The organism is Pseudenhygromyxa sp. WMMC2535 (genome assembly GCF_011083025.2).
On sequence record NZ_JABJWV010000001.1, the window covers coordinates 7,327,718 to 7,353,134 of the forward strand.

General features: G+C 70.1%; 22 protein-coding genes and 1 tRNA gene. 18 read left to right on the forward strand and 5 right to left on the reverse strand.

Features of this window, described 5'->3' with window-relative positions:
- Nucleotides 1-29: 29 nt before the first annotated feature.
- From G6O69_RS28355 to G6O69_RS28385, 7 genes are all read left to right on the forward strand, one after another.
- Nucleotides 30-899 carry a poly(ADP-ribose) glycohydrolase domain-containing protein gene (locus tag G6O69_RS28355; RefSeq protein ID WP_172306607.1) on the forward strand — a complete coding sequence of 290 codons (870 nt, stop codon included), beginning with the start codon at nt 30-32 and terminating at the stop codon, nt 897-899.
- Between the two features lie 23 nt (nt 900-922).
- Nucleotides 923-3,574 (forward strand): nucleotidyltransferase domain-containing protein, encoded by a 2,652-nt coding sequence (locus G6O69_RS28360; protein WP_172306608.1) that lies wholly within the window; start codon nt 923-925, stop codon nt 3,572-3,574.
- Between the two features lie 27 nt (nt 3,575-3,601).
- Nucleotides 3,602-4,129, forward strand: coding sequence for a hypothetical protein (locus G6O69_RS28365; RefSeq protein ID WP_172306609.1), 528 nt, complete (start codon nt 3,602-3,604; stop codon nt 4,127-4,129).
- 88 nt (nt 4,130-4,217) lie between these two features.
- Nucleotides 4,218-5,417, forward strand: a complete 1,200-nt coding sequence (locus G6O69_RS28370; protein ID WP_172306610.1) for a tetratricopeptide repeat protein — start codon at nt 4,218-4,220, stop codon at nt 5,415-5,417.
- 277 nt (nt 5,418-5,694) lie between these two features.
- On the forward strand, nt 5,695-7,176 hold the full coding sequence (gene guaB / locus G6O69_RS28375; protein ID WP_172306611.1) for an IMP dehydrogenase: 1,482 nt from the start codon (nt 5,695-5,697) through the stop codon (nt 7,174-7,176).
- A gap of 5 nt (nt 7,177-7,181) precedes the next feature.
- A complete protein-coding gene (gene guaA, locus G6O69_RS28380) occupies nt 7,182-8,765 on the forward strand; it encodes a glutamine-hydrolyzing GMP synthase (RefSeq protein ID WP_172306612.1) in 1,584 nt (527 codons plus the stop codon).
- A 65-nt stretch (nt 8,766-8,830) separates the two neighbouring features.
- Complete coding sequence (locus tag G6O69_RS28385; protein WP_172306613.1) at nt 8,831-9,448, forward strand: YqgE/AlgH family protein; 618 nt, start codon at nt 8,831-8,833, stop codon at nt 9,446-9,448.
- A 203-nt stretch (nt 9,449-9,651) separates the two neighbouring features.
- Here G6O69_RS28385 and G6O69_RS28390 read toward each other — a convergent pair whose 3' ends face one another.
- The 3 genes from G6O69_RS28390 to G6O69_RS28400 all read right to left on the reverse strand — a co-directional run bounded on the left by G6O69_RS28390 (nt 9,652) and on the right by G6O69_RS28400 (nt 13,555).
- Nucleotides 9,652-11,466, reverse strand: a complete 1,815-nt coding sequence (locus tag G6O69_RS28390; protein WP_172306614.1) for a hypothetical protein — start codon at nt 11,464-11,466, stop codon at nt 9,652-9,654.
- A gap of 105 nt (nt 11,467-11,571) precedes the next feature.
- Nucleotides 11,572-12,201, reverse strand: coding sequence for an ABC transporter substrate-binding protein (locus G6O69_RS28395; protein ID WP_172306615.1), 630 nt, complete (start codon nt 12,199-12,201; stop codon nt 11,572-11,574).
- Between the two features lie 226 nt (nt 12,202-12,427).
- A complete protein-coding gene (locus tag G6O69_RS28400; RefSeq protein ID WP_172306616.1) occupies nt 12,428-13,555 on the reverse strand; it encodes a hypothetical protein in 1,128 nt (375 codons plus the stop codon).
- A 66-nt stretch (nt 13,556-13,621) separates the two neighbouring features.
- Between G6O69_RS28400 and G6O69_RS28405 the strand changes: the two genes are divergently transcribed.
- Nucleotides 13,622-13,695, forward strand: a tRNA-Arg gene (locus tag G6O69_RS28405).
- A gap of 103 nt (nt 13,696-13,798) precedes the next feature.
- On the opposite strand, the gene G6O69_RS28410 is transcribed toward G6O69_RS28405, so the two are convergent.
- Nucleotides 13,799-14,572, reverse strand: coding sequence for a hypothetical protein (locus tag G6O69_RS28410; protein WP_172306617.1), 774 nt, complete (start codon nt 14,570-14,572; stop codon nt 13,799-13,801).
- 334 nt (nt 14,573-14,906) lie between these two features.
- Here G6O69_RS28410 and G6O69_RS28415 point away from each other — a divergent pair, with 334 nt between their 5' ends.
- The 10 genes from G6O69_RS28415 (at nt 14,907) to G6O69_RS28460 (ending at nt 25,287) form a co-directional block, all read left to right on the forward strand.
- The gene (locus tag G6O69_RS28415; RefSeq protein ID WP_172306618.1) at nt 14,907-16,814 is read left to right on the forward strand and encodes an IgGFc-binding protein; all 1,908 of its coding nucleotides are present in this window, start codon (nt 14,907-14,909) and stop codon (nt 16,812-16,814) included.
- A gap of 124 nt (nt 16,815-16,938) precedes the next feature.
- Entirely contained in the window at nt 16,939-17,568 is a 630-nt protein-coding gene (locus tag G6O69_RS28420; RefSeq protein ID WP_172306619.1) for a hypothetical protein, read from the forward strand.
- Complete coding sequence (locus G6O69_RS28425) at nt 17,565-18,653, forward strand: polyprenyl synthetase family protein (protein ID WP_176397136.1); 1,089 nt, start codon at nt 17,565-17,567, stop codon at nt 18,651-18,653. The genes G6O69_RS28420 and G6O69_RS28425 overlap by 4 nt, the downstream gene beginning before the upstream one ends.
- Complete coding sequence (locus tag G6O69_RS28430; RefSeq protein ID WP_172306621.1) at nt 18,650-19,441, forward strand: ubiquinone/menaquinone biosynthesis methyltransferase; 792 nt, start codon at nt 18,650-18,652, stop codon at nt 19,439-19,441. The genes G6O69_RS28425 and G6O69_RS28430 overlap by 4 nt, the downstream gene beginning before the upstream one ends.
- A complete protein-coding gene (locus G6O69_RS28435) occupies nt 19,438-20,034 on the forward strand; it encodes a UbiX family flavin prenyltransferase (protein ID WP_172306622.1) in 597 nt (198 codons plus the stop codon). Before G6O69_RS28430 ends, G6O69_RS28435 begins: the two co-directional genes overlap by 4 nt.
- Nucleotides 20,031-20,765 (forward strand): hypothetical protein, encoded by a 735-nt coding sequence (locus tag G6O69_RS28440; RefSeq protein WP_172306623.1) that lies wholly within the window; start codon nt 20,031-20,033, stop codon nt 20,763-20,765. The genes G6O69_RS28435 and G6O69_RS28440 overlap by 4 nt, the downstream gene beginning before the upstream one ends.
- Nucleotides 20,762-21,940: an aminofutalosine synthase MqnE gene (mqnE, locus tag G6O69_RS28445; RefSeq protein ID WP_172306624.1), complete on the forward strand. Its 1,179-nt coding sequence runs from the start codon at nt 20,762-20,764 to the stop codon at nt 21,938-21,940. The genes G6O69_RS28440 and mqnE overlap by 4 nt, the downstream gene beginning before the upstream one ends.
- Nucleotides 21,941-21,984: 44 nt before the next feature.
- On the forward strand, nt 21,985-24,024 hold the full coding sequence (gene mqnC, locus G6O69_RS28450; protein ID WP_172306625.1) for a cyclic dehypoxanthinyl futalosine synthase: 2,040 nt from the start codon (nt 21,985-21,987) through the stop codon (nt 24,022-24,024).
- A gap of 308 nt (nt 24,025-24,332) precedes the next feature.
- Complete coding sequence (locus G6O69_RS28455; RefSeq protein WP_172301969.1) at nt 24,333-24,716, forward strand: helix-turn-helix domain-containing protein; 384 nt, start codon at nt 24,333-24,335, stop codon at nt 24,714-24,716.
- Nucleotides 24,664-25,287 carry an IS630 family transposase gene (locus G6O69_RS28460; protein ID WP_172301966.1) on the forward strand — a complete coding sequence of 208 codons (624 nt, stop codon included), beginning with the start codon at nt 24,664-24,666 and terminating at the stop codon, nt 25,285-25,287. The genes G6O69_RS28455 and G6O69_RS28460 overlap by 53 nt, the downstream gene beginning before the upstream one ends.
- On the opposite strand, the gene G6O69_RS28465 is transcribed toward G6O69_RS28460, so the two are convergent.
- A complete protein-coding gene (locus G6O69_RS28465) occupies nt 25,259-25,417 on the reverse strand; it encodes a hypothetical protein (RefSeq protein WP_176397137.1) in 159 nt (52 codons plus the stop codon). The genes G6O69_RS28460 and G6O69_RS28465 overlap by 29 nt on opposite strands.

Here is a 25,417-nt window from a genome sequence, read left to right on the forward strand (position 1 = left end):
GCTCGGCAAAGCTCGGCTAAGTTCGGGGCGTGGGTCGCAGCATCCCCCCCGAGCAAGCCTTCGCCCGAGGGCGCTACGCAGATCCGGTGCTCGCCCGGCGCCGCGCCGTGTTGCGCGAGACCGTGGCGGCCTTCGACGAGGCGGATCCCCCGGACCGCTTTCACCGCCAGGCCGCGGCCAACCTCGCGCGCTGGCGCGAGGCGAGGGCGGCCGCGGGCGGTCCGCCCTCGCCCGGCGTGCAGGTGATCGCCGGTGACTGGGGAGAGGTCTGCGCCGGGCTCACCAAGGCCTGGGGCCAGACCTTCGCCGTGCTCAACATGGCCAACGCCTACCGCCCCGGCGGGGCCTACGTCGAGGGGACCGCCGCCCAGGAGGAGAACCTGTTTCGCCGCAGCGACTGCCACTTCGCCCTCGGCCGCGACGAGATGGACCCGCAGACGGAGCGCTACCTGCCCGCGTACACCCGGCTGATCAACGGCGTCGACGGCCGCGTGCTCCTCGACGCCGAGCGCCCGCGGGTCTGCGTGCGCGGCCCGGAGATCCGCGAGCGCGAGGACCTCGGCTACGCCTGGCTCGAGCCCGAGGCGATCTTTCCCTTCTACGAGCTGCGCGCCGCGGCCCTCGACCTCCGCGACGGCCGGCCCTTCGACCGCGGGATCGCCCAGGCCAAGATCGCGGCTCAGCTCGACACGCTGATCGCCGCGGGCCTGCGCCACGCGGTGCTCAGCGCCTTCGGCTGCGGGGCCTTCGGCAACCCGGCGGGGATCGTCGCCGCGCTCTACCGCGACGCCCTCGCCGCCCGCGCGGGGGCCTTCGACTGCGTGGCCTTCGGGATCTTCGATCCTGGCTACGGACCCGACAACTACACGCCCTTCGCCGCGGCCTTCGCCGACCCATAGGGGAGGGCGCTACACTCGGGGCGATGTCGACCGTCCTCGAGCACGAACCGGTCGCGCCGCGGCTCTCCTTGCGCGAGGAGTTCATCGCCGCGCGCGAGGCAGTGGGCAGCGCGCTGCCCGAGGATCCCCGCGGTGGCGCGCTCTTGCACCGCTTTGGCGAGCGGATCGTCGAGCGCATCACCCCTGCCTGCGCCCTGGCCGTGGGCCGCGCCGGCAGCCGCTTTGGCAAGCTGGCGATCGTCGTGTTCGGCGGCCTCGCCCGCGGCGAGCACTGCCCCTACAGCGACATCGATCTCACGGTCCTGTGCACCGAGCCCGGGCAAGAGGGCGACGAGGCCTTCGGCGAGTGGATCCGCGAGTTCACCCATCCGCTGTGGGACGCGGGCCTGCGCCTGCGGACCACCGTGCAGCACCCCGAGGGCTGGCTCGAGGCCGCCGCCGAGGATCTGTCCTCGTGCACGGCGCTGCTCGACATGCGCTTTTTGGCTGGGGATCGCCAGCTCTACGACGAGGTCGGCGACGAGGCCCACCGGCGCTTCTTTGGCCCGCAGCGCGCGAGCTTCCTCCAGCGCCTGCTCGACGAGCAGGGCCTGCGAGAGCGCCGCTTTGGCACGACGGTCTACCAGGTCGAGCCCGATCTCAAATTTGGCCCCGGGGGCACCCGCGACATCTCGGTGTTCGAGTGGGCGCTGATGGCCCGGCGCAGCCGCGCCGAGCCCTGGGATCCCGCCAAGGTCGAGTCGGCGATCCGCGCCAGCGGGGTCCCGCGTCGTGTCGCGCGGCTGCTGACCGAGGCCCGCGACACCATCTTGCGCCTGCGCGCGGCCCTGCACCTGGTCGCCGGGCGGACCCAGGATCGGCTCAATTTTCAGTACCAAGAGGGCGTCCCCGAGCTGCTCGGCCGCGTGCGCCCGGGCGAGCCGCTGAGCGCGGATCACCGCGAACTCGTCGAGGCGATCGAGGCCTGCATGCAGGACTATTACCAGGCGGCTCGGGATATCCAGCGCCACGGCGGCCGGGTGGTCGCGCGCTGCCAGCCGCCGCGGATCCGCGCAGACATCGACCAGCGCATCGACGAGCGCTTCCACGCCCTCGACGGGCGCCTGCGCCACTACGGCAAGGGTCGCTTCGCCGAGTCCCCGGTGCTCTGCCTCGAGGCCCTGGCCCTCGCCCGCGATCACAACCTCGGGCTCTCGGGTCCGACCTTCGACGTGATCGTCGAGGCCGTGATGGCGATCCCCGCCGGGGACGAGCGCCTGGCCAACGACCCCGAGGCCCAGGCGCGCTTCGTGGACCTGCTGATCGACCCGGCCGATGTCGGCTCGCCGACGCCCCTGGAGCTGTGCCACGAGGTCGGCCTGCTCCAGCGCCTGGTCCCCGAGTTCGCCGCCTCCCGCGGGCGCATGCAGCACGAGGGCCTGCACGTCTATACCGTCGATCAGCACAGCCTCTACGCCGTCGAATTCCTCAAGTCCATCGCCCGCGGCGACCACCGCAAGGACTTCCCCATGGCCACGGCGGTGCACCTGAGCGTCGACGATCCCCGCCCGCTCTACATGGCCACGCTGCTCCACGACGCGGGCAAGCCGTTTGGGGATCAGTGCGCCGAAGGGGCGCGGATCGCCGGCCTCGCGGCCCAGCGCGCCCGCCTCGACGAGGACGCGGTCACGCGCTGCGCGTTCTTGGTCGAGCAGCACCAGACCATGCCGATGCTCAGCCAAAAGCGCGACCTCACCGACGAGCTGCAGATCCGCGAGTTCGCCGAGCTGGTCGGGGATCGCCGGACCCTCGACGAGCTCTACCTCGTCAGCCTCGCGGACATGGCCAACGTCTCGCCCGAGTACCTGACGAGCTGGAAGCTGACCTTGCTCGACGAGCTCTACCTGCGCACGGCGGCCGAATTTGCGAGCTCGCGGCGGCGCGAGACCACGGCGAGGCGCCCGCGCGAGGACGAGCCCGAGGGCCTGCCGCTGCGCTACTACAGCCTCTTCGATCAGGACCTGCGCCGCGAGCACCGCCAGCTCCTCGATCGCCTGCGCGAGAGCCCTCAGCGCCGCGTGCTGATCGACGTCGCCGAGGGCTCCGGAGCGCTGCGCCTGACGGTGGTCACCCCCGACCATCGCGGCCTGCTCGCCGTGTTGACCTCGTGCATGGCCGAGCGCGGCCTCGAGGTCATGGCCGCCGACGTGTTCTCCGTGCCCTTTTACCCGCGCATCGCCCTCGACGTGTTTCGCGTGGTCCCGCGCGACACGGGGGCGACCCTGGCCGCCCTCGGGGCCAACGGGCGCCCGTCCTCGGAGTGGGTCGTGCAGCTCGAGCGCGCGCTGGTCGACGCGCTGGTCCACGCCCCCGGCGCGGAGGCCCTGGCGGAGCCCATGCCGCCGCTCCCGGGGAGGCGGCGCAGCAAGACGAGGCGGCGCTCGACCAAGGTCCGCTTCTCCCAGGATCCCGGCGGCAGCCGGACGATCGTCGACGTCGAGACCTTCGCCAACGCCGGGGTCGCCGCTCGCATCTCGCGCTCCTTCGCCGCCCTCGACCTCGACATCGAGATCGCGCGGATCAACACGGAGATGGGGCGCGTCGACGCCGTGTTCTACGTCAGCAAGCTCGATGACGAGCAGCGCGATGCGCTCGCCAAGTCGATCCGTGCAAACTTGCGGACACGACGTGGGTGACCGGCCAAACCCGTCCTACAATGAGTCGTGTACGACTTCGACGATAGCCGCCGGCCGCTCGTCGTCGCGCGCCTGCGCGGGCGGCTGAGCGCAGAAGACATCGCGCGCTTCGAGGCGGACATCGACGACCTCGTCGATCATCCAAAGGCTCACGTGCTGCTCTACGACATCGCCGAGGTCGAGCTCCCCGAGCGCCAGGTGATCATGGAGATCCTGCGCTGGACGCAAGACCTCCGCAGGCGCTTTCGTGCCAACTACGAAGACGTCCTCGAGCCGATCCCGACCTTCACCGCGTACTACATGCCCTCGCGTCTCGGCTCGCTGCTCGGCTTCTTTCTCGAGATGAGCCCGCAGATTCGCAACCAGCAGATGCACTTCTCGAACTACGAAGAGGCCCTCGCCGCGTGCGAAGACGCCGTCGCGCGTTTCGAGTTCCTGGACGCGAGCGCGAGCGCGAGCCACTCGGCGCCAGTGCTGAGGGTGGTCGAAGATGGGGCGGGGATGGAGGAGGAGGAGGGCGAAGCCGAGGCGATGAGCCGCGAGGGCGCCGGGTAGCACCGGGCGAGGGCGAGGGCGAGGGCGAGGGCGAGGGCGGGCACAGGAGAGGCGCACGAGCGCGCGCGGCCGTGGTACACCGCGGGGCATGCGGCGCGCCATCTCCACTTGGTCCCGATCCCTGTCGCTGGCCCTGGTCATGGTCGCCTCGCTGACCACGAGCGCCTGTGAGCGCGGGGGAGGGGAGACCGAGCACCCCAAAGATGGCGGCGAGGACGGCGAAGACGAGGACCTCGGCGACGCCTCGCTCTCGGGCGGCGGCCCCGGCGGGATCGCCGAGGTCACCGCGGGCATGGCCAGCGCGGATCCTGCGATCGTCGACGCCGAGGCGCTGATCGCCAAGGGCGAGCCGGCGCGCGCGCTCGAGCTGATGGACGCGGCGATCGTCGAGCGCCCCGATCACGCCCGCTTTCACTACGTCCGCGGCAACGCCCTGAGCCACCTCGACCGCGACGACGAGGCGATGGCCGCCTACGAGCGCGCCATCGCCCTCGACCCCGACGACGCCTTGCCCCACGCGGCCCTGGGCAACCTCGTCGGCCTGCGCTTCACGGCCACGGATGCCGACAAGAAGGCCGCCATCGGCCACCTCCAGGCTGCCCTCGAGCGCGACCCCAGCCTCGCCGACGCCCACCTCGCCCTCGGCGTCGTGCTCCTCGATCTCGGCCGCCTCGAGGACGCGGCCCAGGCCCTCGAGACCGCGGCTCGCCTCGCGCCGAGCGTGGACACCTCCTACACCCTCGCGCAGGTCTACGCGCGCCTGGGCGACGACGCCCGCGCGCTCGAGCACGCTCACAGCGCCATCGAGGGCGAGCCGGGGGCGGCAGGCGTGGACATCCGCCTGCTCTACGCCCGGCTGCTGATGAAGGCCGCGCGCGCCGACGAGGCCGCCGCCGAGTTCGAGCAAGTGGCCAAGCTGGTCCCAGACTCGCCGCCGCTGCGCCTCGAGGTCGCGCGTGGTTTGCTCGAGCTCGGCAAGCTCGAGCAGTCCGAGGTCCACATGCGCTGGCTCGTCGACGCGGTCCCCGATCAGGCCCCGGTGCGCGTCAACTACGGCCGCCTGCTCGTGGCCCAGGGCGCCGCCAAGGACGCTCTCGCGCAGTTTGACGAGGCGCTGAAGCTCGATCCCGAGTCCCGCGCCGCCAAGACCTACCGCATCGAGGCTCTGGTCGCGGCCAAGCGCTGCAAGGACGCCCGCGACGCCCTCGCGCAGCTGAGCGAAGCTCTGGGCAAGCAACACCGCGCGGTCGAGAAGGCCAAGGCCTGGGTCTATCCGCGCTGCAAGTGAGGCGCGGCTGCGTCCATCCCGCCCGCCTCGGCTCCCCCGGATCGCAGGGATTCGACTCACGAGTGATCCCTCGCGCGCCCGCGGTGAGATCGAGCGCTGGCGGAGGTGACGCGTCGGTGACGTCGGCGCAGGGAGCCTGGCGCGGCCACCTGGGCCTGGCTTCGCGCGCGCGCCGTCTCGGGCCCGCGCCCTGTTGCATCCGCACGCGGCTCCCTATACTCCCCGGAATTCCTCGGGGCCGCTGTCTCGGCTCGGTCGTCGGGGTGACGAGGCGACCATGGCCAGCTTTTCACGAGACGAGATCCGCGAAGCCCTCACCTTTGACGATGTTCTGCTCGAGCCCGGCTACTCCGAGGTGCTCCCGCGGGACGTCGACATCTCGACCCGGCTGACCCGCGGCATCACCCTCAAGTCCCCGCTGATCTCGGCGGCCATGGACACGGTGACCGAGGCCGAGACGGCGATCGTCATGGCCCGCATGGGCGGCATCGGCATCGTCCACAAGAACCTCAGCATCGACGGCCAGGCCCGGGAGATCCGCCGGGTCAAGAAGTCGGAGACCGGCATGGTCGCCGATCCGCTGACGATCGCCCCGGAGGCCACGCTGCGCGAGGCCCTGCGGCTGATGGAGACCCACGGCTTCTCGGGGCTCCCGGTCGTCCAAAACCCCGGTCAGCCGGGCAAGCCGCTGGGCATCCTGACCAGCCGTGACCTGCGCTTCGAGACCAACTTCGACCAAAAGGTCGAGGACGTCATGACCAAGCAGGTGATCACCGTTCCCCAGGGCATCGCGCCCGGCAAGGCCCGGCTGATCCTCCACCAAAACCGGATCGAGAAGCTGCTCGTCGTCGACAAGAGCGGCCACCTGATCGGGCTGATCACGGTCAAGGACATCCTCAAGTCCGACAGCTACCCCAACGCCAACAAGGACGCCGACGGGCGCCTGCGCGTGGGCGCGGCCGTGGGGACCTCGGCGGACACCATGCAGCGCGTCGCGGCCCTGGTCGAGCAGGAGGTCGACGTGATCGTCGTCGACACCGCCCACGGCCACAGCAAGGGCGTGCTCGACGTGGTCGAGGCCGTGCGCGCCGAGCACCCGGACCTCCAGATCATCGCCGGCAACATCGCCACCCCGGCCGCCTACGAGGCCCTCGTCGCGGCTGGAGCCGACGGCGTCAAGGTCGGCATCGGGCCGGGCTCGATCTGCACGACCCGCGTCGTCGCGGGCGTCGGCGTGCCCCAGATCAGCGCGATCATGGACGTCGCCGCGGCGGCCAAGAAGCACGGCGCTCCGATCATCGCCGACGGCGGCGTGAAGTACTCGGGTGACGTGGTCAAGGCCCTCGCCGCGGGCGCCGACGCCGTGATGATCGGCAGCCTGCTCGCGGGCACGGACGAGGCCCCCGGCGAGCTCGTGCTCTACCAGGGCCGCTCCTACAAGGTCTACCGCGGCATGGGTTCGATCGGCGCCATGAAGTCCGGCTCCAAGGACCGCTACTTCCAGTCGGGCGTCGAGGAGGAGCGCAAGCTCGTGCCCGAGGGCATCGAGGGCCGCGTGCCCTACCGCGGGCGCCTCGGCGACAGCATCTACCAGCTGCTCGGCGGCCTGCGCTCGGGCATGGGCTATGTCGGCGCGGCCAGCATCCCGCAGCTGGCCGAGCGCGCGGTGTTCCGGCGGATCTCCAGCCAGGGCCTGCGCGAGAGCCACGTCCACGACGTGATCATCACCAAAGAAGCCCCCAACTACCGCATGGAGTAACCGGGATGAGCGTGAGCACCCACGAGACCCTGATCGTCCTCGACTTCGGATCCCAGGTCACCCAGCTGATCGCCCGGCGCGTGCGCGAGCTCGGCGTCTACGCGGAGATCCTGCCCTTCGACCATCCCCTCGACGAGCTGATCGCCAAGCGGCCCAAGGGCGTGGTGCTCTCGGGCGGCCCCTCGTCGATCTACGACGAGGGCGCGCCGCAGCTCGATCCGGCCGTGCTGCGCTGGTGCGAGGGTCAGGGCCTGCCCGTGCTCGGCATCTGCTACGGGATGTTCGCCATGGTCTCGGGCCTCGGCGGCAAGGTCCGCCCGGCCGTCGAGCGCGAGTACGGCCACGCGATGATCATCGTCGACGAGCCCGCCGGACCCATGGGCGAGATCGCGGCCCAGGGGCCCACGGAGCGCGGCCACGAGGAGCCGGTGTGGATGTCCCACGGCGACGAGGTCGAGTCTCTGCCCGAGGGCTTCGTGACCGTGGCCCACTCGCGCTCTTGCGCCCACGCGGCCATCGCCAGCGAGGCGCGGCGGATGTGGGGCGTGCAGTTCCACCCCGAGGTCAGCCACACTCGCCGGGGCACGCAGCTGCTCGGCCGCTTCCTCGATCTGTGCGGCTTTCGCCGCGACTGGAGCATGGGCGCCTTCGTCGAGGAGGCCGTCGAGCGCATCCGCGAGCAGGTCGGGCCGCAGGGCCGGGTGATCTGCGGCCTGTCCGGTGGGGTCGACTCCTCCGTGGCCGCGGCCCTGGTCGAGCGGGCCATCGGCGAGCGCCTGCACTGCATCTTCGTCGACAACGGCCTGCTGCGAAAAGACGAGCGCGCGCAGGTCGAGGCGATGTTCAACGCCCGCCTGCACAACCCCCTGGTCGTCGCCGACTCGGGCGAGCTCTTCCTCGAGCGCCTCGCGGAGGTCACCGACCCCGAGGTCAAGCGCAAGCGCATCGGGGCGACCTTCATCGACGTCTTCGACGCCGAGGCCAAGTCCCTCGGCGGCGCCGACTTCCTGGTCCAGGGCACGCTCTACCCCGACGTGATCGAGTCGGTCAGCGCGCGCGGACCCTCGGCCACGATCAAGACCCACCACAACGTGGGCGGCCTGCCCGAGAAGATGAACATGCGGGTGGTCGAGCCGCTGCGCGAGCTCTTCAAGGACGAGGTCCGGGTCCTCGGCCTACACCTCGGCCTGCCCGAGGAGATGGTCTGGCGCCACCCCTTCCCGGGGCCGGGGCTGGCCGTGCGCGTGCTCGGCGAGGTCACCAAGGCCCGCTGTGACGTGCTGCGCGAGGCCGACGCGATCATCCTCGAGGAGATTCGCAAGGCCGGCCTGTACCGCGATCTGTGGCAGGTCTTCGGCGTGCTCTTGCCGGTCCAGTCCGTCGGGGTGATGGGCGACGCGCGCACCTACGAGAACGTCCTGGCGGTGCGCGCCGTCGAGAGCGTGGACGCGATGACGGCCGACTGGGCGCACCTGCCCTATGAAGTGCTGGGGAACATCAGCAACCGGGTCATCAACGAGGTCCGGGGGATCAACCGGGTCTGCTACGACATCTCGAGCAAGCCGCCCGCGACCATCGAGTGGGAGTGAGCGAGCCACGGGCGTGGGCCGCCGGCGGGGGTGCCGGCGTGCCCCGCTTGCGCTAACCTCCCCGGGTGAGCGAGCCGCAGCAAGAGACGACCAGCTTGGCCAGGCACTTGCTGTGCGCGGTCCCGCAGCTGCTCGATCCAAACTTTCACCGCTCGGTGGTGCTGATGCTCGACCATGGCGAGCAGGGCGCCCTGGGCCTGGTTCTCAACAGCCCGATGAGCACCAGGGTGGGTGAGGTCGCCGAGTCACTCGAACTCGAATGGCACGGCGATCCCGACGCGCAGATCCGCTTGGGTGGCCCTGTGGAGCAGATCCGTGGGTGGTTCCTCCACGACCAGTCCGGCTGGGACGCCGAGGCCAAGCGCCTGCTCTCGGGCCTGTGGCTGACGACTTCGCTCGAGTCGATCCTCCGCGACGAACAGACAAGCTTTGGCGGCGAGGACGCGCGCTTCTTGTTCCTGCTCGGCTACGCCGGCTGGGGTGGGGGACAGCTCGAGTCCGAGATCGCCGCGGGCAGCTGGGTGCTCGTTCCCGTGCTCGAAGACGACGACCCCCGCGCGGGCGTCAACGTCGACTTCTTGTTCGAGACCGACCCGGAGCGCATGTGGGCCGAGGCGCTGCAGGCGATCGGCGTCGACCCCCAGCGCCTCGTCGGGATGCAGGGCAACTTCAGCCTGCACTAGTTAGAAGGGGGCTTTCGCAAAGCCCCCTCACTGCGGGGGCAGAGCCCCCTCCGTTCACCCCAAACGCTCGCCTTCCGGCTCGTGACTGGTTTCAGAAGGGGGCTTTCGCAAAGCCTCACTGCGGGGGCAGATCCCCCTCCGTTCACCCCAAACGCTCGCCTTCCGGCTCGTGACTGGTTTCAGAAGGGGGCTTTCGCAAAGCCTCAAGGTAGGTCGACGCCCGTGCATAGATCGAGGCCCGGCGACTGGAGGTCGGCGAGGGCCGCCCGCGACAGCGCCGAGCAGCACCCGTCCTCGATCCGCGGGGTCGGCTTGCCCTCACCAGACAAGACGACGTGCGCGAGCAGGTCGCTGGGCAGGCCAAAGCAGCAGCTCGTGCGGCCGCCGGAGGCGTCCTCGAACTCGGGCGTGGCCGCGCCCTCGTCCACGCTGCAAGCGGGCACGGCCAGGCAGCTCTCGCCAGGATCGAGGCAACGCACGCGCACCCCGGGGCTCGTGGTGGACTCGGTGTAGTCGAGGACCGTCTCGGTCTGACGCAAGAGCGCGCCGCCGATCAGGCCGTCGGGCTGCGCACCTTCGGGGGTGACCTCGCGGCGCAGGGCGATCACCGGCGCGGCCGCGGCGGGCACGATCAAGGTGTCGATCCACGCGTCGGGATCGGGGGCGCTCTGCTCATCGTCCCAGGCGACCTCGCCCATGAGCAGCGCGGAGTCGGACACGGACTCGTCGCTGTCGGGGCTGGGTCGCAGGGGACGGCCCTCGTAGAGGAAGCCCTCGCACTGGTGCTGTAGACCCTCGAGGCGTCGACGCAGGCGCTGACAGGGGGCGCGCCCCGAGGCCTGCTCCAGGCCCTCGACCACGCCGAGCGCCCGCACCCGGACCCGCGCGAGCGACTCGAGGGTCGGCCAGCCGGGCAGGCTCAAGCTGCCGGTGCTGTCCTCCATGCACGCGCCGCTCTCGCTCTCGGCGTCGATCGCCGCGCACTCGGGGAGCGAGGCAATCTCTCCAAACATCGCCGTCGCGCTGTCCTCGAAGAGCACCAGCCCCGGCACCCCGGTGGCGACCACCAAGGTCGCGCTCTGGCCGAGGTCGTCGTCGCAGGCGGCGAAGTCGGGGCCGCCGCGGGACAGGGGGCAGCTCTCCTCGTCCTCGTCCCACAGCGCGGCGCAAGGCGGCGGCGCCACGCAGGCGTCGAGCAGCGCCCGCGAGGTCTCGAAGGCCTGATCGCGGTTGTCCGAGTCGAGGGTGAAGGTCTCGATGGCGCAGTCGATGCCCGGCCCGATCTCGCATTGATCGTTGAGCAGGCGGCCCAGCAGGCGCCCCGGGTACTGCAAGCGCAGGTAGGCCCGGCCCTGATCCGCGAGCACGGCCTCGCTGCCCGGGTAGTTGGAGAAGAAGGCCACGCTCGGGGTCTCGCCGACGCGGTGGCGAAACTCCGTGGCGAAGTCGCGCAAGATGTTGCCGCCGATCACGCCACCGACGGTGATCGGATCGAGATCGTCGCCTGCGTCCCAGGTCCAGCCGCCAGCGTCGTCCCCAGGCGCGCGGACCATGGGCGCGTCCCGAAAGCGAAAGGCCGCCGTCGACGCGGCCAGGGTGTCGGCGTCGTCGGGGCTGTCGAGGAGGCCGCCCGCGGCCCGGACCTCGAGGCACTCGAGGCTCACGCCCCAGCCGCCCTCCGTGTCAGGGAGGATCGAGAGCGGCGTCCCGCTGTCGATCAGCAAGGGCATGCACTCGTCCTCGCCGCAGCTGTCGGGCGGCCCGGCGCAGAAGCTGGTGCAGCCGCCCTCCGTGCCCGGGCAGGCCGCCCCGGGCGACCACGCCAGCCGGGGCAGGGGAGCGCTGGCCGAGGAGGCGAGGTCGATGGCGCGGCTGAATTGGCCCTCGCCGATGACCTGGGCCTCGGAGCAGCCCGCCGCCACGCCCAGCGACACCGCGAGCACCCTGCCGAGCGTGGCGCCTCGGGGGCGGCCTACTCGGCGAGGCCGCGGCGCCTCGGGGTTGCCTGGCTGGGGCACCGGCGCAGCATAGCCGAAGCCAGGAGTGAGGGGATCTGGAACCAAAGCGAGAGGGACCCCGCGAAGCCCGCGGCGTCCCTCTTTCTCGCTCGATGGTGGCGGGGATCAGGCGCCGAGCTTGGCCAGCTTCTCTTCGAGCTTGGAGATGATCCCGCCGATCCCCTCGGCCTTGGCGATCTTGTTGAACTCGTACTGGTAGGTGCGCGCGAGGCTGACGTCGTCCGTGATGATGTCGCGGACGTGCCAGGTCCCGTCGACCTTGTGCATCACATAGTCCACGGTCACGGTCTGCTCGCGGCCGTTCTTTTGGATCTTGACCCGAGTCGTGACCTTGTAGAGGCCGTTGCGGCCGGCGACCTGGCCGACGTACTCGACGGGGTGCTTCTCGGCCTTGCGGATCATCCGCAGGTAGTTCTCGCGGATCAGCTTGGTGAGCAGCTCCTCGAACTCGTCACAGCGCTCGCCGCAGACCTTGCTGAAGTTGTCGGGGCCGCCGAGGGCGGCCTTGGCCAGCCAGTCGTAGTCGAGGAGACCGTCGACCTTGGCCTGGATCTTGTCGTCGCTCGCCCGCTCCTTGACGAGCTTCACGACCGTCTCGTGCTTGGCCTTGAAGGCCTCGATGGCGCTGTCTTCCGCCTGCGCGAGTGGGGCGCTGAGCAGCGTGGTGAAGGTCAGTCCGGCGCCAACCAGGCCGGTCAGGAAGGCGGTAAACACTCGGGCGCGAAGTCGGTTCATCGTGCGTTCTTTGCGGTGGCAGCGACGCGAGGTCACTGGAGGCTCGGCAGACGCTGCGACGCCTACCAGTATTCAGCTTCAGGGGCCAGGTTGGGGTCGTGAGGACGAGCGTCGCGGTCTGCAACAGCGCGAGCGCGGGGGCTCGGCGCCGGCGTTGGCCGGGGCTCACCTCGATGACGATAAAATAAAATGATCTCGTGAACTTGTGTTTGACTCGCGAAGCAGCTCATGAGGCTCGGGCGAGGAGCTGGCGGCAAAATGTGGCGGCCAAGAGCAGCGCGGCCGGCAACCAAAGTAGGAGGGTCGCGGCCGCGCCGGCGCGTCCCTGACGCCGACTGGGGGCGAGGGGGAGGGCACCCGCCATTCGCGCTCGGGCGGCGCGATCTCCTCGGACACGCTGCGCTGGGGCCAGCCATAGCCCGCACAGCGCCAAGGCGGTCGCCCAGGCCGGCCCCGAGGGATCTGCCTCGCGCAGTCCGATGATCAGGGCGCAGGCGGCCACGGCGGCCAAGCGCAGCGCGGGCAGGGGGGTCAGACGCAGGAACTGGGCGACCTGGAGGCGCAGCCAGGGATCCGGGAGGCGCTCCAGCCAGCGGGGCGTCGGCTCGGGCTGAGGTGGACCGGCCACGGTTCGAGACGCCTCCGCGAGCCAGGGGATCGCCTCCCACATGCCGCCGCAGTAGATCGGGCGAGCGATCGCTCGGATTCCGAGCGCGAGCGCCAATGGCGCGAGCGCGAGCAGGACATGGTTGGTCTCCAGCCCGCCACGATCCACCCAGCGCTCGAGGCTGAGCTGCGCAGGCATGGCCAGGGCCGTCGCTGCGCCGATGCCCAGGGCCGGCGCATAGAGATGAACGACGGCTTCGGGGGTGGTCCAGCCGCCGCCAAAGCTGCGCTGGAGCTCTCCTGCGCGGCTGTCTTGGGGAAAGCGCCGGCCAAAGTGGGCCGCCGCTGCCGCCAGGGCTGGCTCGAGCAGCCACGCGATCACCCCGAGGCAGGCGAATTCACCGAGCAGCGACCAATTTTCGCGGGGATTGGCCGCGATCACGGCCAGCCCACCGAGGACCAGCGAGCAGGCCAGGGCCCACGCGTGGCTGCGCCGCGCCGTGGCCCAGTGCGCCTGGGCTGCGATCGGCAGCGGCAGCAGGCGCAGGCGCTCGGGCGCGTGCAAGAAGGTGAAGCTGCGCGCGTGGATCCCGGACAAGAGCAGCAGGGGGCCGCCGATGAACACCATGCTGCGCTGTGTCGCCAGCGGCTCGTCGGCCACGCTGGCGAGCACGGCCCACCACGCAGCAGCGGCCAGCGCAGGCGCGAGCAGGCCCGCAGGTCGTGATCCCGGTTCGGGGAGGCGCACCGGGAGACTCTATGTCGACGCTTGCGTCAACGCGAAGAGCCGGCATACTCCCGGCGCTCACACGCCGCGCTCGTAGCTCAGCAGGATAGAGCACAGGTTTCCTAAACCTGGGGCCGCAGGTTCGAATCCTGCCGGGCGCACTTTCAACTCAGCCGTCGCTCACGGCCGACCCGTCCCATTCGAGAGGAATCTGGAGGGATTCGAGGTCGGGCCGGAGCGGCGTCGGTGTGTCCAAGTCGCCGATCAGAGCCGCCGGGGCCCGGACTCGGTCGGGGCCGGGGCCTCGCCGACCTGCGCCTCGGGCTGAACACCCGTCTTGGCGCCGTCGCAGGGCTCTTCGTCGCCGATGTTGGGGTCGATGGCGACGTCGCCCATGAGCACGGGCTCGGGAGCCGTCTCGATCGCGGGCTGACGCTCGAGCGGTCCACGGTCGAGCTTGCCCATGACGGCGTGGTCCGGCTCGGGCGGCGCTTCGACCATCGGGGCTTCGCCCATCTCGACGACCTCGTCCGGCTCCTGTGGCTCGACTTGCTCGATCTGCTGGATCTGCTCGAGCGGCTCGGTGGTCGCGGGCATCTCGATCTGGCCCATGTACGCGGGCTCTTCGTCGACGGCGGGACAGGTGCCTTCACCGCGCGCAGCCTCGAAGCTCCACGGGCCGACCTCGTAGGTGCACTTGTCGTCGTGGATCTCCGTGGGGAGCGAGTCTGTACAGCCAGTCAGCATCGTGACGGCCAGGCCTGCGGCGGCCAGCGACATCCGCCACAAACTCGGCGCCTCGGTTGTCTCTCGGCGGAAGCGAATCTGGCCGTCGCCGCCCATCCGGTAGCGCACGCAGACTCGACCCTTGCGACTCTCCTCGGCCAGGACTCCGCGTGCTTCACGCTCGGTCATCGACGAGAGGTCGTGGACGTGCTTGCTGCACATGTCGCAGAAGCGGCGAGCGCCTTCATCGTGCATCGCGTCCCAGTCTTCGTGGCAAGGATCGTGGATCGGGAGGTGGAGGCCGCTGCTCATGATCGTTCTCGCTTCTTTGGGTCGGCTCGGGGCTGACTACACCGGCGGGGGAGAGGTTCCTCGGAGTTTATCCCGGGAGCACCCGCAGGTGTCCGCGCCAACGAGCCCGGGCACCGCGGGGCTTACAGGCGTGCATCGAGAGCGCCTGCCAGGGCCGCCAGAGCGCCGCGATTCGCAGCGGAGCCAGCTCCAGGGGGCTTCCATGGGTATCCACGGGCTGCCATCCTCAACTTTACATAACATACCTTATCGGTCTTTTATCTGGCGCGTCCGCACGTGGGCACCAGCGTCCCCCGTACCAGCGACCCACCTCCGGGCTGGTAGCGTCTCGGCCATGCCGAACGCCTTGCATCATGCCTCATCCGCGAGCGCACTCGTCTTGCTGCTGTCAGCCGCCGGCTGCTCCGACGACGGCGGCCGGCCCAGCGACGACGGAGCCGATGAGGCCAACGACGGCATCGACAGCGTCGACGGCTCGGACACCGAGGCGCCGACGAGCGACGGTGCCAACGACACGCAGAGCGATGGCACCGATGATGACTCGAGTGACACCAGCGCCGACGACGGCGGCGTGAAGTTCGATATCGATCCAACGGGCGACTTTGGCTCGGCTGGCGTGGCGTGCACGGCGGACCTCCAGTCCGTGGTCGACGATCAGGGGCAAATCGTGGAGCAGTGCGGGCCCGATGAGGGCTGCTACGAAGGCGCGTGCATCGAGGCCTGCGAGGCCGCGGCCCTGAGCCAGGGATCGATCGGCTGCGAGTACTGGGCGCCCTACTCGCCCTTCTATCTCAACCACCTCGGCGACACGAGCTTCGACGGTAGCTGCCACGCCCTGATGATCGCCAACAACTGGGGCGCGCCGGCCAACATCACCGTCAACTACAAGGGCCAGAGCTACGACGCCACGGCGCACGCGCGGATCCCCAACGGCATCGGCGACGCGGTCACCTACGACCCCGTCCCGGCCGATGGCATCCCCGTCGGCGAGGTCGCCATTCTCTTCCTCTCGCACCAGCCCGACGCGCAAAACTTCGGGTTTTCGCTGGCTTGCCCCGTGGAGCCGGTGGTCGTCGGCAACGAGGCCGCGATCGCCACGGACATGGGCGACGCCTTCGAGTTCATCTCGGATCACCCGATCACCCTCTACGACATCCTGCCCTACGGCGGCGCCACGAGCTTCCTGCCCTCGGCTTCGCTGCTCCTCCCGCGCACGGCCTGGGGCAACAACTACGTGCTGCCCACGCCGCACTACGCCACCGGGCGGACCTGGGCCCTGGCCGTGGCCCGCGAGGACGGGACCACGGTGACCATCAACACCAACGGCACGATCGCTGGCGGAAACGTCCCCGTGCCAGCGATCGACACGCCCACGGACTACGCCCTCGATGCCGGACAATTCGTGCAGTGGTCGGCGACCACGGAGATCGCCGGATCGGTGATCTCGTCGGACAAGCCGATTGGCGTGTACACCGGCAACACCTACCTGCGCGTATCCACGGCGGACTCCAACGGCGGCGGTCAAGACGCCGCTCACCAGCAGGTCCCCCACGTCCAGGCCCTCGCCAGCGAGTACGTGGGCCTGGGCTTGCCCACGCGGCGCGCCGATCTGACGAACGAGAGCGTCCTGTACCGGATCGTCGGCGTCGTCGATGGGACCACCCTCGCGTACGATCCCGCGCCCCCCGCAGGTGCCCCGAGCACGCTCGACAGCGGCCAGTACGTCGAGTTCGAGACCCGCGACTTCTTCACCGTCAGCAGCCAGGACGGCGATCACCCCTTCGCCTTCACGCAGTACATGGCGGGCGTGCTCTCGGGCGACAGCCTCGGTGGCTGCGTGACCCCCGACTTTGGCTGTGGCCTCGGCGACGAGGAGTGGATCACCCTCGTCCCCCCTGCCCAGTATCTCAACCGCTACGCCTTCTTCGTCGACCCGACCTACGGGGTCACCACCTTGGCGGTCGTCCGCGCCAAGGGCTCCAACGGCTTCGCCCCCGTCGAGATCGACTGCTATGGGCCGATCGAGGGCTGGCAGAGCGTCGGCCTGGGCGACACCTACGAGGTCGCCCACGTCGAGCTCTACCGCAACGGCGTCGGTGACTGCGCCCAGAGTCAGCAGGACGCCTGGAGCGACGCGCCCTTCGGTATCGTCGTCTGGGGCCAGGACGCCTACGCCTCCTACGGCTACCCCGCCGGCGGCAACCTCGGGACCATCAACGACGTCATCGTTCCGGTCGGCTGAGCTTGACTGCGACCAACCTTCGGGCTAAATCCGGCATGGAGTCACTTTTCATTTCAGATTGAAATGAAAGGAGACTGGAGCAACTGACCGTGAACAGCGCTCAGTTTGCGATCCAGACAGCGCCATGGGTCGGAATTCACAGCGCGAAGAGCCCGACCCGCCCGAGGCCACCCTCGAGGCGGCGCAGGACCGCGTGTCCGACGTCATGGGCGATATCGCCGAGTTCTGGGGCTTCACCCGGACCATGGGCCGCATCTTCGGCCTGCTCTACATGTCCCCCGAGGCCATGGATCAGAGCACGGTCCGCACCCGCCTGGGGATCAGCGCGGGCTCCGCGAGCACGACCATGACCGCCCTCTTGGACTGGGGAGTGCTCCACCGTGAGGGGCGCCTCTACGTGTCCGAGACCAACTTCTTCCAGCTGATCACGGCCGTGCTTCGCCAGCGCGAGGCGGCCCGTGTCGAGTCTGGAGTCAACGCAGCCCGCGAGATCGTCGCCGAGCTCCGCGCCGCCCATGAGCGGCACGAAGACCCCCGCCTGGACTTCGCCCTCCAGCGCGCCGAGCACATGCTCGGCTTCTTCGAGATGGGCCAGTCCTTCCTCGAGGCCTTCGTCGAGCGCAGCCCGATCCGCGCCATCGTCAACGGCCTCGCCCGCAGGGCCTCGCGCCTGCGCCCCGCTCCTTTGCCCGGCCGAAGTCTGGAGCACCCAGACGAGCCCGCCGAGCACGATCAGGAAGCCATCCCTTCATGAGCCAGACCATGTCAGAACTCGCGCGCGCCCGGAGCACCGAGCTCCCCGCAGACCCCGAGGCAGCGAAGCCCACGCTCAGCACGGGCGACGCCGAGGGCGTCCCCGAGGACACGCAGCTGACCCCCGTGGCCTCGGCCATGGCGCTGATCGCCGACGAGCTCGGCGAGGTCGAGGAGGCCCTCGGCGAGCTGCTGCACTCGACGGTGGCGATCATCCCCAGCGTCGGTGGCCACCTGACCTTCGCCGGCGGCAAGCGCTTTCGGCCCATGGTCACCCTGCTGGCCGCCCAGGCCGCCGGCTACGACTCGCCCAAGCGCATCACCGTGGCCGCGGCCGCGGAGCTCCTGCACACGGCCACCCTGCTCCACGACGACGTGATCGACGAGGGCGAGTACCGTCGCGGGCGCCCGGCCGCGCGCCTGCACTACGGCAACGGCCTGGCCGTGCTGACCGGCGACTACTGCCTGGCCCGGGCGCTCCAGGCCGTGGCCTACCTCGGCGAGCGCGAGGCCGTCCAGAGCATGGGCGACGCCGTCACGCGCATGGCCGAGGGCGAGGTCGCCCAGCTCTACGTGGCCGGCGAGTGGGACCTCGACGCCGAGCGCTACTACATGGTGATCGACCGCAAGACCGCGGCGCTGATCGCCTGGTGCTCCTCCGTGGCCCGGCTGATCCCCGCGGATCAGGCCGACGCCCTGGCCCGCTACGGCCGCGAGCTCGGCTACGCCTTCCAGATCGCCGACGACATCATCGACTACAGCCTCGACGTCCAGCGCTCGGGCAAGGTCCGCGGTCAGGACCTGCGCGAGGGCAAGGTCACCTTGCCCCTGCTCCTGGCCGTCGAGCGCGACGCCGCGCTGCGCGGGCGCCTCGAGGCCATGCTCCGCGCCGGCCCGCCCGCCGACGAGGACGAGCTCGCCGAGCTGCTCGAGGGGGTCTGCGACGCCGGGGGTCTCGAGGGCGCCCGCGAGCGCGCCTCGGCCCACGTCGAGACCGCCGTCGCGGCCCTCCACGCCCTCCCCTCCTCCCCTGCCCGCGACGCCCTCGAGGAGCTCGCGCGCTACGTGGTCCGGAGGACGGCGTGAGCAGCTCCGCGCCGGGCTCGGCCGCCGAGATCGCCACCGTCGACGAGCACGGGGCACGCGTCCAGGCGATGTTCAGCGACATCGCCCCGGGCTACGACCGGGCCAACCGGATCATGAGCGCCGGCACAGACGTCCGCTGGCGTCGCCGCGCCGTCGCCGAGCTGCTCGAGCCGGGCGATGGCGCCGGCAAGACCATCTTGGACCTCTGCGCCGGGACGCTCGACTCGAGCCTCGAGATCCACCGCCGCTACCCCGCGGCCCAGATCGTCGGCGGGGACTTCTCGGCCGGCATGCTCGCCGCCGGCGAGCGCCGCCTCGAGGCCATGGCCGACCCGGCCCCGCGCACGCAGATCCGCGCCCAGCAGCTCGACGCCCACGACCTGCCCTTCGCCGACACCAGCGTCGACGCGATCTTCTGCGCCTTCGGGGTCCGTAACCTCTCGGATCTGCGCGCGGCCAGCAGCGAGCAGCTGCGCGTCCTCGCCCCGGGCGCGCGCCTGGTCGTGCTCGAGTTCTTCCGGCCCACGGCCTGGACCACCCGGCTCTTCCACGCGATCTACAACCGCACGGTCCTGCCCGTGGTCGGCTGGGCCTGCACCGGCAACCTCGACGCCTACCTCTACCTCCCGCGCAGCATCGGAGCGATGCGCTCGGCCGAGGACTACGCCTCCTTGCTCGCCGAGGTCGGCTTCGAGGCCGCCTCGATCCGCATCCAGCCCATGACCATGGGCGTCGCGTCGATCATCAGCGCGCGCAAGCCTCTGAGCCTCGACGAAGGAGCGGCGTGAGCACGGCCCGGCGCCTGGTCCTCGCCGTGACCGGCGCGAGCGGGGCGATCTACGCCCAGCGGGCCCTGAGCCTGCTGTCCGCGGCCATCACCGAGGGCGCGGACCTGCGCGTGGACTGGGTGGCCTCGGCCACCGCCGGCCAGGTCTGGGCAGCCGAGCGCGAAGAGCCCCTCCCTGACGCCTTCCCCGGCCTCCAGCGCTGGGATCGCCACGACTTCGAGGCTCCCTTCGCCTCGGGATCCAGCGCCCCGGATGCTGTGGTGCTGATGCCCTGCTCGATGTCGAACCTCGCCCGCGTCGCCAACGGTGGCGGCGACGACCTCATCGCTCGGGCCTGCGAGGTCGCGCTCAAGGAGCGCAAGACGTTGATCTTGGTGGTCCGCGAGACCCCCTTGAGCCTCGTGCACCTGCGCAACATGGTCGCGGCCACCGAGGCCGGGGCGATCATCTTGCCGGCCGTGCCCAGCTTCTACGCGGGGGTGTCCACCCTCGAGCAGGCCGTCGACACGGTCGTCGCCCGTGTCTTCGACCGCGCCGGAGTCAGCGAACTCCTCGGCGCCGAGCTCCTGCGACGATGGGGAGCGAGCGCATGACCACGAAGTCCGACCCCTCACTCGAGCCACTCGACGCCGCCACCTTGCTCGACCTGCGCAAGGATCCACCGCGCATGGGTCGCCTGGCCGCGCAGCGCCGCGCCGCGCTGTTCGGCTCGCGGGTGCTGCTGCGCCCGAGCCCCGACAACCGCCCGGCTGCCGGGGTTCAGGCCGCGGTCCTGCGGCGTGGGGAGCTCGTCGTGCTCGGCGACTGGCCCGATCCCGACGCCTGGCAGCCCGGGGATCGCATGCTCTTGGCCCTCGAGCCCGAGGACGAGGCCGGCGCCCGGCGCTACGTCGACTGGCTGCTCGCCCTGGCCCGGACCCCCACCCTCGCGGAGCGGCTGACCATCGGCGACCTCTGCGGCCTCGCCCCCTACTCTCGCCGAGCTGGCGGCACGCATCGCCTGTGGCTGATCGCCGCCGCGCGCCTGGCCCTGCCTCCGGCGATCCGCGTCGAGGCCCGCCACGACCTGATCGGCATCCGCCTCGCCCAGGTCGCCCTCGGCTTCGGCGCAGACACCCTCTCGGGCCCGCTCGGCGACGAGCGCAAGCTGCCCGTGGCCGGCGTCACCCGGCCCACCGAGGCCAGCATCACTGGCCTGCGCAACCTCGTCGAGCAAGCCGGCCTCGAGTGCGCCCTCTACGAAGAGGGCAGCCCCAGGCGCCTCGACGCCATGAACCACACCCGACCCATGCAGGTCGCCTCCAGCGAGGATCCCCAGCCATGAAGCGCATCAAGGACACCGCCCGCTTCGACCGCGTCGCCGCCAAGGTCCGCGAGGGCGAGCCCCTCGACCTCGACGACGGGGTCTTCCTCTACACCTACCCCGATCTCCTGGCCGTGGGAGCCCTCGCCAACGAGCGCCGCGAGGCGCTGCACGGCGACAAGACCTTCTTCAACGTCAACTTCCACATCAACCCGACCAACGTCTGCGTCGCGGACTGCAAGTTCTGCTCGTTCGCGCGGCTCGAGCCCGACGCGCCCGCGGCCTTCACCATGAGCATCGACGAGGTCCGGCAAAAGCTCGTCGAGCGCATGGATCAGCCGGTCACCGAGGTGCACATCGTCAACGGCCTGCACCACGATCTCGACTTCGAGTACTACAAGGACTGCCTGCGCGCGCTCAAGCAGCTGCGCCCGGACATCCACCTCAAGGCCTACACCGCCGTCGAGATCCACTACTTCGCCGAGAAGTACGGCCTGAGCTACGAGCAGGTGCTCGTCGAGCTGCGCGAGGCCGGCCTCGACAGCATGCCGGGCGGCGGCGCCGAGATCTTCGCCGAGCGAGCGCGGCGCAAGCTGTGCCGCGGCAAGGCCGACGCCGATCAGTGGCTCGAGGTCCACCGCACCGCCCACCGCCTGGGCATCCGGACCAACTGCACCATGCTCTACGGCACCGTGGAGACCCTCGAGGAGCGCGTCGATCACATGCTGCGGCTGCGCGACCTCCAGGCCGAGACCGGGGGCTTTCAGACCTTCATCCCCCTGGCCTTCCACCCCGAGAACAACAACCTCGGCAAGCTGCCCGCGCCCACGGGCGTCGACCACCTGCGGACCTACGCCGTGGGCCGGCTGATGCTCCACAACATCCCGCACATCAAGGCCTACTGGGTGATGATCGGCCTCGAGACCGCCCAGATCGCCCTCAGCTTCGGCGTGGACGACCTCGACGGCACCGTGCAGGAAGAGAAAATTTATCACATGGCCGGCGCCGACACGCCCCAGGCCATGACCCGCGCCGACCTCGTGCGGCTGATCCGCGAGGCCGGGCGCGTGGCCGTGGAGCGCGACACTCTCTACAACGAGCGCTGGGTCGACGCCGGCGAGGCTCTCGAGGGCGTGCGCATCGACGCGAGCTTGCCCTACTCGAGCCGCGAGCGCGTGTCCCTGCCCGTGCTCTGACCCGCGCCGCCCTCAGCCGAGATCAGCCGACCTCAGGAGGCCCCATGACCGATTCCAGCCCGAGCCCGAGCGCACCACCCCGGACGCTGCGCGCCTGCGTGGTCACCTTCCTCAACGCGCGCCCGCTCTACCACACCCTCGTCGACCCCAAGCACATGCCGCGCCACGCCGACGGCACCCCGATGTTCAGCGTCGAGGAGGCCCTGCCCGCGGACTGTGCCAAGGCCCTCGCGGCCGGCGAGTGCGACCTCGCCCTGGCCCCCGTCGGCGCCTACGTCGAGCACCCCGAGTGGGAGGTCGTCCCGGGCATCGGGATCGGTTGCCGCGGACCGGTGGAGACCGTGGTCTGCTGCGCCAACGCGCCGATCGAAACGGTCGAGACCATCTACCTCGACGCCGCCTCGCGCAGCTCCGCCCTGCTCTTGCGCCTGCTCCTCCACGAGCGCGGCCTCGACCCCGAGCTCGTCCGCGTCGAGCACGGCCGCGGCGAGGGCCTGGCCCGGGCCTCCGAGGGTAAGGCCGCCGCACTGATCATCGGCGACGCCGCCTTTGGCATGCGCGATCGCTTCTCCCACGTCTGGGATCTGGGCGGCGAGTGGTTTCGGGCCACGGGCCTGCCCATGGTGTTCGCCTTTTGGGTCGCCCGCCCCGGCCTCGTCGGCCCCGAGCACGTCGCCGCGCTCCAGGCCGCCCGCGAGCGCAGCCTCGGCAAGTACGCCGAGGCCATCGCCAAGCAGTACCGCGAGGAGCTCCAGGCGCGGATCGAGGGCGGCTCCGCGGAGCCGCTGCTGAGCGAGGCCCACTACGCCCGCTATCTACGCAAGACGATCCGCTACGGCCTCGAGACCAAGCAGCGCGAGGGCCTGGTCGAGTACCTGACCCGCTGCCGTGACGCCGGGCTGATCGAGATCCCGGGCCTGCACCCCGAAGACCCGATCCACGTCAAATTCGCCGGCGCCGCCGCCCCCGAGCGCCTCGTCGCCGCGCGAGCCCGACGCAGCAAGCCCATGGACGTCGCCGCCCTGCTGAGCGCCGCCGCCGAGGGCAAGCGCCTCGACCTCGCCGAGGGCATCTACCTGCTCGACAACGCCCCGCTCATGGCCCTGGGCGCCGCCGCCGATCGCCGCCGCGCCGCCCTCCACCCCGAGGGCGTCGTCACCTACATCATCGATCGCAACGTCAACTACACCAACATCTGCGTCACGCGCTGCAAGTTCTGCAACTTCTACGTCCCGCCCACGGACAAGACCGGCCGCGCCTACCTGCTGAGCAAGGACGAGCTCGCCCGCAAGTTCCGCGAGACGGAGGACCTCGAAGGCGTGCAGATCCTGCTCCAGGGCGGCCTCAACCCCAGCTTGGGCCTCGACTACTACGAAGACCTGTTCCGCTGGACCAAGGCCAACTTCGACCTCCGGCTGCACGCGCTCTCGCCCACGGAGATCATCCACATCGCCCAGCTCGAGGACATGAGCTACACGCAGGTGCTCGAGCGCCTGCTGGCCGCGGGCATGGACTCGCTGCCCGGCGGCGGCGCGGAGATCCTCGACGACGAGGTCCGCAACCGGATCAGCCCGTTCAAGAACTCGACCGACGAGTGGCTCGGGGTCATGCGCGCCGCCCACGGCCTCGGCATGCGCAGCACCGCGACCATGGTGTTTGGCTTCCAGGAGACCGCCGAGCACCTGCTCATGCACCTCGACCGCCTGCGCAGCTTGCAGGACGACACCGGCGGGTTCACGGCCTTCATCACCTGGCCGTTCCAGGCCGACGGCACCCGGCTCAAGCTCCGCGACGACACCTCGGCCTTCCGCTACCTGCGGATCCAGGCCCTCGCCCGCCTCTACCTCGACAACATCCCCAACATCCAGGTCTCGTGGCCTACGCTGGGCCCGGAGATCGGCGAGATCGCCCTGCGCTTTGGGGCGAACGACTTTGGCTCCGTGATGATCGAGGAGAACGTGGTCTCGCAGGCAGGGGCGCGCTTCATGATGACGGCTGAGGAGATCGAGCGGCACATTCGCCTGGCTGGCTTCGAGGCGCGGCGGCGGACCATGGCCTACGAGCTGCTGCCGCTGGCGGGGTGAGGCCTTCGTGGAGGCGGTCCCCGTCTCCACGTCGCTCCCGGCGCGTCGATATCTTGCAACTTGGCCCGTGTGGCGTCTGCCGAACTCGCTCAGCGCACTCTTTCTACCGAAGGGCTCGTTGCCCAGAGCGTATCGGCACCATCGTATTCGACAACAACTGAGAGCGTCGGTTGACCATCCGGCGTAGGATTGTTCGTTCCGAAGAGATACTTGGGACCGGGACTCCCCCACACCAACTCGTCTAGTGTACGATCCAGAGGATCGGAAGGGGGAACGACATCGAGTCCCCATGGTGATCTACTGGCCGGGTGACGACGCCAATCTCCGTCGACCTCCGCGCCCGGATCGCCGAAGCCATCGAAGCTGGCGAAGAAAGTCAGCCCCTCATCGCCGAGCGCTTCTCCGTCTCGGTCACCACCGTCGAACGCATCTCGCGGAAGCTGCGCCAAGGCGAGAGCTTGGTGCCGAAGAGTCCACCTGGCCGGACGCCCAAGTTGAAGGAGCGCCACCTCCTGTGGATTCGTGGCGAGATGGAGAAGGACCCCTACCTCGGCTCCTACCACCTCTCGGAGCGCTTCAATCGACGATTTCCCAAGAACCGGGTCCATCGCTCGACGATCCTCCGGGCGCTTCACCAACTTGGCCTCAGCTTCAAAAAAAACTCCCTACGCTCCCCAGCGGGACCGACCTGACGTCGCCGAGGAGCGCGCCCAGTTTCGGTTGCGACAGCGGCGACTCGACATCGGACGTCTCGTCTTCGTGGACGAATCGGGCACGCATCCAGGGATTGGTCCGCGCCGGGGCTGGTCCCCACGCGGCGAGCCGCTCTACGGACCGCACGAGCCCTATTCCCGCGGTCGCCACGTCTCGATGATCGCGGCCTTGCGCGTCGACGGCATCAGCGCCTTGATGACGACCGATGGCGGGGTCAAGACCGCTGACTTTCTGCGCTTCGTCCGACAGCGCCTGGCTCCCACGCTCGAGCCGGGCGACATCGTTTGCTGGGATAACATCAACATGCACAAGAATGCAGAGGTCGTGGCTGCGGTGCTCGAGAGGGGTGCGAAGGTCGTCCGCTTGCCCCGGTACAGTCCCGACTTCAACCCGATCGAGGCCGCTTGGGCGAAGGTCAAAGCTTGGATACGCCGAGCGATGCCCACGACCGTCAGCGAGCTCAAGAAGGCGATGCGTAGGTCCCTGCGTCGGATCCGAGCCTCGGACGCACTCGGCTGGCTCAAGTACTGTGGATATCGCCTTCCGTGATTCTGATCCGTACACTAGCGATCCCGCGATCGGCCCACTGCCTGTACCAGGCCGAGTTGGTGTGGCCAGCGAAGTTGGCGAGGGTCTTGGAGCCCTTCCGGTGTTGTGCTTTTTTGAGGTGCGACGCCAC

Excerpts from the sequence above, each read along its gene's own strand:
- mqnC (WP_172306625.1), top strand. The coding sequence starts at position 21,985 with ATGACCGATTCCAGCCCGAGCCCGAGCGCACCACCCCGGACGCTGCGC.
- G6O69_RS28395 (WP_172306615.1), bottom strand. The coding sequence starts at position 12,201 with ATGAACCGACTTCGCGCCCGAGTGTTTACCGCCTTCCTGACCGGCCTG.
- guaB (WP_172306611.1), top strand. The coding sequence starts at position 5,695 with ATGGCCAGCTTTTCACGAGACGAGATCCGCGAAGCCCTCACCTTTGAC.
- G6O69_RS28440 (WP_172306623.1), top strand. The coding sequence starts at position 20,031 with ATGACCACGAAGTCCGACCCCTCACTCGAGCCACTCGACGCCGCCACC.
- G6O69_RS28425 (WP_176397136.1), top strand. The coding sequence starts at position 17,565 with ATGAGCCAGACCATGTCAGAACTCGCGCGCGCCCGGAGCACCGAGCTC.
- G6O69_RS28415 (WP_172306618.1), top strand. The coding sequence starts at position 14,907 with ATGCCGAACGCCTTGCATCATGCCTCATCCGCGAGCGCACTCGTCTTG.
- G6O69_RS28420 (WP_172306619.1), top strand. The coding sequence starts at position 16,939 with ATGGGTCGGAATTCACAGCGCGAAGAGCCCGACCCGCCCGAGGCCACC.
- mqnE (WP_172306624.1), top strand. The coding sequence starts at position 20,762 with ATGAAGCGCATCAAGGACACCGCCCGCTTCGACCGCGTCGCCGCCAAG.
- guaA (WP_172306612.1), top strand. The coding sequence starts at position 7,182 with ATGAGCGTGAGCACCCACGAGACCCTGATCGTCCTCGACTTCGGATCC.
- G6O69_RS28410 (WP_172306617.1), bottom strand. The coding sequence starts at position 14,572 with ATGAGCAGCGGCCTCCACCTCCCGATCCACGATCCTTGCCACGAAGAC.
- G6O69_RS28370 (WP_172306610.1), top strand. The coding sequence starts at position 4,218 with ATGCGGCGCGCCATCTCCACTTGGTCCCGATCCCTGTCGCTGGCCCTG.
- G6O69_RS28360 (WP_172306608.1), top strand. The coding sequence starts at position 923 with ATGTCGACCGTCCTCGAGCACGAACCGGTCGCGCCGCGGCTCTCCTTG.